A 7,938-nucleotide genomic window follows, 5' to 3' on the forward strand; every position below is an offset into this window, starting at 1 on the left:
ATTACTTCACCACCTTTGGAACATGTACATGACCTGCACGTACGCTCGCTGCATTGCCCAATGCTTCTTCTTGGGTCAAAACATTTTTTACTTCATCTTCTCTTAGAAAGAGCGTTTCTGCTTCGAATGGATAAATCATTTCTTCTACGTCATCTGTGTTGATCTCATCTAATACATCGATCTGTTCCATCAAATCTTTAAATTCTTCCTGAAGCTCCTTTACCTCCTGCTCATTGACATCAAACATAATGTCATGGGCAAGTCTTTCAAAATACGCTTTATCAAAAGTCTCCATAAGTTCCTCCTTATCACCTTTATATATATATCGTTGTTGTTTTGCTGCTTCCCTTAACTCGCTCGATCACTGCATAATGCGTATCATCACAGCTGATATCTACTGTAATTCGATAATCGGTTGAAGTAAACAACGATAAATTTTCATTTAGAATTTGAACGATTGCATTCATCTCTGCACCTGTTTTCGCATGTGCAACTACTTTGATCTTTAATTCCGTTAAATGCTCATCTTGAAATCTTCCGGTTCCGATCATTGAATTATTTTCCCACAAGCCCAATTCATCTAATTGATTGCGATATTGTGTAAATGCCGTATTGACACCTTCATCGGCTTTACCGCTAACATTTGTGGGAAATAACACCCATTTATCTTCAATTGATGAAAGACTTACGGTTCTAGATTCACAATATGCCTGTTGGATAAAGTGTCCCGGAACACCATCTTGATCACTTGAGATATCAAAAACAGTTAAATAAATCGGTAGATTTTTTACCTGTGGATAAGTATCTCGTAAATATTCTATCAGTTTTTGAGAATTGACGTTCAAATAGCTATTTAATGCTGTTTCATCAATGGTATGCTGAACTTCATCTTTGGTGATCTTGCTTCTGATCACCATACTGACAGACAAGCCTTTTAATTCTTCCCCTTGATACCAATCAAGTTCAAATACATCCAACAACAAACGAGGTCCGCTTAATTCATTTGAGGTACCATTCACTTTTGTCTGAAACACAGCTTCTGCTGATGGATTTAACCCATTGGGATTGGTTTCACTGGCACTTCCCAAAAGGGTGGTATTCAATGCATTATAATCAAGGAATTGACTTTCTCGATATGCATAAGTCTTGGGGGAAAAATGTTCCTTGCTAAGCTCCATCAACCCATTACTGATCGCTACCGTATCATTTAGATTGTCTACCTGCCCGGCATGCATGTATCTGGCATCGCTCACGTTGAAAGGCAATAATGCTGAGTAATCATCTTCATTAATTGCCTGTGTCTCTTTCGTGTTATCTGTCTTTTTATTATCATCTTGCTTATTGTTACAGCCACTCAAAGCAAATACCAACAGCAACATGATGATACTAGCGTTTCTCCACTTCTTCATCAGCTCACCTCTTCCATAAAGGTTTCCTCATCCATTGTCGCAACTCCCAAATCATTGGCTTTGGTAAGCTTACTACCGGCAGCCTCGCCATAGATCACATAATCTGTTTTCTTAGACACCGAACCACTGACATTTGCACCCAAACCTTCTAATATTGCTTTGGCTTCATTTCTGCTCATCCTTTGTAAGGTTCCGGTCAAAACCACCGTTTTTCCGGTAAAGATACTTTCCTTGATTTCTTCTGGATCACTATCCATCCTTAACCCATAAGCCTTCAGATGATAAATCAATTCTATATTCTTAGGTTCATGGAAAAAGGCAATGATACTGGTTGCAGTAATGGTTCCGATATCCTTAATGGCAGTTAATTCCTCATGACTTGCTTTCATCAACGCATCCATGGTCAAGAAGCGTTTCGCTAAGATCTTAGCGGCTTTTTTTCCTACCTGACGAATGCCTAGTCCGAAGATCAGATCTTCAAGCGGGTTTTGTTTACTATCATCAATGGCATCTAACATTTTCTGCGTGCTCTTTTCTTTGAATCCTTCAAAGCCTAAGATTTCTTCCTTATGTTCTTTCAAACGATAAATATCTTCTACCGAATTCAATAAGCCTTTGCCATGAAAGAATTCCACCTTTTTATCTCCAAGTGTATCGATATCCATTGCATCACGACTGGCAAAATGAATGATGCTTTCCACTACCCTTGCAGGACAATCTTGGTTGATACAATAATGGGCAGCTTCATCCGGAAGTCTTACCAATTCACTACCGCAAATCGGACACTCTTTTGGAAAATGATAGGTTCCTTGAGTCCCATCTCGTCGTTCAATCAAAGCTCGCACAACTTCAGGTATGATATCGCCTGCTTTTCTAACCACAACATCATCATTGATTCTTACATCTTTTTCCTTGATCATATCTTCATTATGAAGGGTTGCGGCACTTACGGTTGTTCCTGCGACACGAACCGGTTCTAAAACCGCATTAGGTGTAACCTTTCCTGTTCTTCCAACACTAAGCGTGATATCCAATAACTTCGTAATCACTTCCTCAGCCGGAAATTTATAAGCAATTGCCCATCTCGGCACCTTGATCGTTGTACCAAGTCGTTGTTGTGCATCTAAAGAATCAACCTTAATGACAATGCCATCGATCGCATAAGGAAGCTGTTCTCTTTGTTCTGTAATTTCTTCGATAAAGCTCCATACCTCATCAATGCTTTCACATAGCTTACGTAATGGGTTCACACGCAAATGCATGTCTTCCATTTTTTCTAATGCCTCTTCATGTCCATGGATATCAAAATCTTGTGCATTGACAAAATAATACCAAAAAGCATCTAATTTGCGACTGGCGGCAACTTTACTATCCAATTGTCGAATAGAACCTGCGGCAGCATTTCTTGGATTCGCAAACAACTCTTCCCCTTTTTCTGCACGTTGTTCATTCAACATCTGAAAGGAAGCATTGGGCATATAAACCTCTCCACGCACCTCTACTTCATCCATCAAAGGAATATGCATGGGAATACTTGCAATGGTACGAACATTATGTGTCACATCTTCTCCAACCACGCCATCTCCTCGAGTGAGCGCTTGTACAAAAGTTCCATTACGATAAATGAGTGACATCGCAAGTCCATCTATTTTCAATTCCACAACATAACGAGCTTGTGGTTCTACTTCTCTTACACGATCATCAAATGCTTTTAGATCCTCATAGTTGAATGCATTTCCTAAAGAAAGCATGGCACGTTGATGTTCAACCTTAGTAAAAGCATCCAAAACAACACCACCGACACGTTGCGTGATAGAATTAGGATCTCTATATTCCGGAAACTGTTCTTCTAAGGATACAAGCTCTTGATAATAGCGATCATATTCCTGATCCGAAGCCGTTGGTTGATCTAATACATAATACTCATAAGAAAGCCGATCTAAGATACGGCGTAATTCCAATATTCTTTGCTGACTCATAGAAACCTCCTATTTTTTTGTAAGAGATGGATGAGTTGCCATAATCTTTCGGATACCGAATTTTTGATCAAAAGCAATGACAGCTAGCTCACCTTCCAGTTTGATCACGACACCATCTCCAAAGGATACGTGATTAACCAGATCTCCTTTTCTTATCTTACCCTTTTTCTTCGGTTTATCTACAGGTTTTTCTATACTTGTAGCAAGTTTTTGCGGTGCTTCTTGCACCATATCATCTAAGTGTGCTTCCTCTCGTCTAGAAAAGGAAGGTGCTCTTCGTGATTGCATAGATAGAAAATCCGCACCTGAAAAGGCATCGATATCAGAGGAGAACGTATTTTTTGGTTTCGCACCAACATCTTCTAAATACTCCTCAGGTATTTCCGCAATGAATCTTGAAGTTGTCTTAACTTTATCCAGAATATAACTATATCCATAAGAATCACTTAAAAACAATTGCTTCTTTGCTCTGGTAAAAGCAACATAGGCAAGACGTCGCTCTTCTTCCAACGCCTCTTGACCGCCTTCACCGACACTTTTTTCATTCGGGAAAATACCTTCACACAAACTATATACAAACACATGGTCAAATTCCAGACCCTTTGCGGCATGAATGGTCATCAATTGTACAAATTCGCCACGATCACTTTCTTCTTTATCTGTATATAAGGATATCTCTTGCAGGTAATCATTTAAGCTTCCCTCCGGATTTTTTTCTACATAATCTGCGATATCATTGATCAATTCCTTGATATTTTCCAATCGCTCGATTTCTTTATCCTCTCTTAACATATGTAGATAGCCACTTTCTTCTAATACACGTTCCATCAATTGATCGATACTGATGGTATCAAGTAAGCTACGACACTCTTCTATCACACGCACAAACTCCAAAATACTTGCTCTGGCTTTTCCTTTACCGATCTCATAATGCTTCAAAACTTCATACATATTCGTATCATCATGTTGACTCTGCGTTTCTATCAATTCCAACGTCTTTGCCCCGATTCCTCGTTTCGGAGAATTGATGACTCTTTTTACCGCAAGGTTTTTAAACATTTCCTTTGGATCTTCTTCATTTGCCGGCGCAAGCAATCTTAAATAACTCAATGCATCCTTGATTTCCGCACGATCATAGAATCTTACGCCTCCATAAATACGATATGGTATATGTGCATCCAATAACGCTTTTTCCAATCCTCTAGATAAATAGTTGCTACGGTATAATATCGCAATATCTCTGTAATGGATATGTGCATGATGTAATGTTTTGATTTTACCCGCTACCCAAACAGGTTCATTATCCCCATCCATTGCAGTAAAATGAATGATACGACTATCCCCCTCTATTTCCGTAAACAAGTCCTTATCAATACGATTGCGATTGTTTTTGATCAATGCGTTCGCTCCATTTAGGATTTGCTGCGTGCTACGATAATTCTGATTTAAAATAACCGTTTTAGAATCTGGAAAATCCTTTTCAAAATTCATGATGATATCAACCTGTGCTCCACGCCATGTATAAATGGTCTGATCAGGATCTCCTACCACACATAAATAAGAATCATCTCCTACGATTTTCTTTATGATTGCATATTGTAGATTATCGACATCCTGAAACTCATCTACATGAACATAGCGAAATCTTCTTTGCCATTTTGCTCTTACCTCATCAAATTGATCTAAAATATGATAAGCAAAAATCAACAGGTCATCAAAATCCAAGGCATACATTTCTTGTAGACGTTTCTGATAAAAAGCATAGATATCTGCCTTTATCTGTTCTCCTGCCCATGGCCCAGCATTCATTTTTGCTACATTAGGATCGATAAAATTCGTTTTATTGCCACTGATATAAGACAATACTCCATTATAGCTATAAGACTTTACATCAACTTGTAGTTGCTTATATGCATCTTTTAATATACTTTTCTGATCATCGCTATCTAAAATGGTAAAATTTCTGGGATAGCCTAATTCCAAAATATCCTCTCTCAACAAACGTACACAAAAAGAATGAATCGTTGAGATCTGTACCGCATGTGCAACATCGCCCAAGATGTTTTCCACACGCTCTTTCATCTCTTTTGCGGCCTTATTGGTAAACGTAATGGCTAAGATCTTATTCGGATAAACATGTTGCTCATCGATCAGATAAGCGATTCTGGTCGTCACGACTCTGGTCTTACCGCTTCCTGCCCCTGCAATGATACGCAGATGATGATCGACACATCTCACTGCCTCTGCTTGTTTTTCATTTAATTGATCTAATAACGACACAAAATCACCTCTTGCAATAGTATATCATAAACCACTTTAAATCTCTATGCAAATGAAAGATTGTAAGGTAATTTTAAGTAGATGATTTTTGCTTGACCCTTACTGTATTTTCACCCATCTTTTTTTGGATAGGACGAAAAGTATGATTTCATTGATTTTTGATAAATGAGAGTGTGTTTTATTTTTTTGACTACCCAATGTTATCCATTTCATAATAAGGATATTTCGCTTACTTTCTTACGAAATATTCATAAAAAATTCATAGTATTTTAAAAGGAAGTATACTATAATTGAAAAGGTTGAGGTGTATAAAATATGGCAAATAAAACAAAAAAGAAAAAAAACAAGCGTTATTATACAAGAACGGTTGACCTTTTTTTCCTATTGATACTTCTCGTCATTATGATAATGGCATTTTATGTGGCATTCACATTTCGTATCATTCCCCAAAAATGGATCATGATCGCTGCTGTTGTGTGTGCACTCATTTTCGCAATTCTCTTCATCCTTTCTTTGAAAAAACTTCCAAGATGGGCCGTTTATGTAAAAAGAGTATTTATTTTATTGTTATGTGTCATGCTTGGTACCGGTGGATATTTTCTTGATAAGACAAGATCCACATTGAAAAAAGTATCTTCCTCCACAGTAAGTAGTGAGGAAACCACTACCAATATGATGATCATCGTACCAAAAGATTCCAGCATCAATAAGGAAAGCGATTTAGAAAATGTATCCATCGGTTTTCAAACCGGTACAGATAAAAACAGTGCCGATTTCATCAAGCAACAGTTGGAAAATAAGAATGTGACCAATTACATAGAAGTTGAATCTATTGATTATACCCAGTTGATCACAGACATGATCGATATACAAAGCATTCAAGCAATCGGTATATCCGAAACCTATTATAATATGTCTGCCGCCAATATTGATGGATTCAAAGATAAAGTCAAAACCATTGCATCATACGAAACGCAAGTGAAATCCAGTGCTTCCGCATCTACCAAAGATATCACAAAAGAAACCTTTACAGTGTATTTAAGCGGTCTGGATAATATGGGTTCCCCGGATCAACAAACAAGAACCGACACAAACTTGATCCTTATCGTCAATCCAATCGCAAAACACATTGATATGGTATCTTTACCAAGAGATGGATATATTCCAAATCCGGCAATGAATTATCAAAATGATAAGCTTGCGCATACTGGAAATGATGGCATCGAAAATAGTGTAAATGCATTAGAGAATTACTTCAATATTGAGATTGATTTTTATGCTCGTGTGGGATTTAACTCTTTGATTCAGATCATCGATACCATTGGTGGTATTGACGTTGATGTTGAAATCGATTTCTGTGAACAAGATGAAAATAGAAGCTTTGCCAAAGATGATTTGATTTGTCTTACCAAAGGAAAACAGCATTTGAACGGAAAACAAGCGCTTGCCTATTCTAGACATAGAAAAACATTAGGCTATGATAACCCCGGTCGAGAACGTGCACAACAACGCATCATCAAAGCTATCATCAATAAGATGGTTTCTCCATCTGCTCTTGGCTATTTGAATGATCTTCTTGATATCGTGCCAAACTACGTCATCACAAATATGCCTAGTGATAAGATTGCCGATTTTGTCTCCAATGAGTTAGAAGATATGTCATCCTGGACCATTTCCTCTATCACAAGTGATACAGGTGCTTATGATTATCAAATCGCCGCAAGTACGGCAAGTTTAGGTACCAGTGATTGCTATTTGTTTAGTCGCTCAGAAGTACAAGCATTCTTAAATGCTTATGATGGCGCATCTCATCAATTACAAATGAACAACTTCCATTTTGACTTAACAGATTTATATAAAGATTCTCCTGCTTTAAATCAGAACCCTACACTTGTTTGGTCTGATATGGCAATTGATCCACATTAATGCAAAGGACTTCGGTCCTTTTTTTATTTTATAGGAAAGTTCTTCTAGCAGTAAACCCAAAGAAAAAAGCTAAAAAGTTATCTAAGATGAACATTTTAGCTTAGAAGGCATTATAAAAATTGATGATGAAAAAGGTAAATCTTCAGGATCAAATCCTGATTCCCATTGTTCAACTTTCTTATTATGCCAAATCATTACACCATGGCATTTTGGACATTCTAGCAGTATTTCGTATTTCTTTGTTTTGCGATGATAGGTAGCCGATTCTTCTGCCCATTCTTCATACCCACCCCTTTTGCATTTCATTTTAACCCAAGCTTTTTCACCATTATTTCAGAAGCCAA

5 protein-coding genes are annotated in these 7,938 nt (G+C 37.6%); 1 reads left to right on the forward strand and 4 read right to left on the reverse strand.

Annotation, left to right across the window (positions count from 1 at the left end; translation table 11 throughout):
• Window position 1: 1 nt before the first annotated feature.
• From gatC to UGRO018_RS12135, 4 genes are read right to left on the reverse strand one after another with little or no spacing between them, the layout of a single operon-like run.
• Entirely contained in the window at window positions 2-295 is a 294-nt protein-coding gene (gene gatC / locus UGRO018_RS12120; RefSeq protein ID WP_416326753.1) for an Asp-tRNA(Asn)/Glu-tRNA(Gln) amidotransferase subunit GatC, read from the reverse strand.
• A gap of 19 nt (window positions 296-314) precedes the next feature.
• Window positions 315-1,409, reverse strand: a complete 1,095-nt coding sequence (locus tag UGRO018_RS12125; RefSeq protein WP_416326754.1) for a CamS family sex pheromone protein — start codon at window positions 1,407-1,409, stop codon at window positions 315-317.
• Window positions 1,409-3,388 (reverse strand): NAD-dependent DNA ligase LigA, encoded by a 1,980-nt coding sequence (gene ligA / locus UGRO018_RS12130; protein WP_416326755.1) that lies wholly within the window; start codon window positions 3,386-3,388, stop codon window positions 1,409-1,411. Before ligA ends, UGRO018_RS12125 begins: the two co-directional genes overlap by 1 nt.
• Before the next feature lie 9 nt (window positions 3,389-3,397).
• Window positions 3,398-5,668, reverse strand: coding sequence for an ATP-dependent helicase (locus UGRO018_RS12135; protein ID WP_416326756.1), 2,271 nt, complete (start codon window positions 5,666-5,668; stop codon window positions 3,398-3,400).
• A gap of 315 nt (window positions 5,669-5,983) precedes the next feature.
• Here UGRO018_RS12135 and UGRO018_RS12140 point away from each other — a divergent pair, with 315 nt between their 5' ends.
• Entirely contained in the window at window positions 5,984-7,594 is a 1,611-nt protein-coding gene (locus tag UGRO018_RS12140; RefSeq protein ID WP_416326757.1) for an LCP family protein, read from the forward strand.
• The last annotated feature ends 344 nt before the right edge of the window (window positions 7,595-7,938 follow it).

The sequence above is a fragment of the Hoskinsella mucinilytica genome (genome assembly GCF_045223415.1).
In the GTDB taxonomy this organism is placed as follows: domain Bacteria; phylum Bacillota_I; class Bacilli_A; order Erysipelotrichales; family Erysipelotrichaceae; genus Hoskinsella; species Hoskinsella mucinilytica.

Bases quoted from the DNA above. Each gene is read 5' to 3' on its own strand.
- UGRO018_RS12125 (WP_416326754.1), bottom strand. From the start codon at position 1,409: ATGAAGAAGTGGAGAAACGCTAGTATCATCATGTTGCTGTTGGTATTT.
- gatC (WP_416326753.1), bottom strand. From the start codon at position 295: ATGGAGACTTTTGATAAAGCGTATTTTGAAAGACTTGCCCATGACATT.
- ligA (WP_416326755.1), bottom strand. From the start codon at position 3,388: ATGAGTCAGCAAAGAATATTGGAATTACGCCGTATCTTAGATCGGCTT.
- UGRO018_RS12140 (WP_416326757.1), top strand. From the start codon at position 5,984: ATGGCAAATAAAACAAAAAAGAAAAAAAACAAGCGTTATTATACAAGA.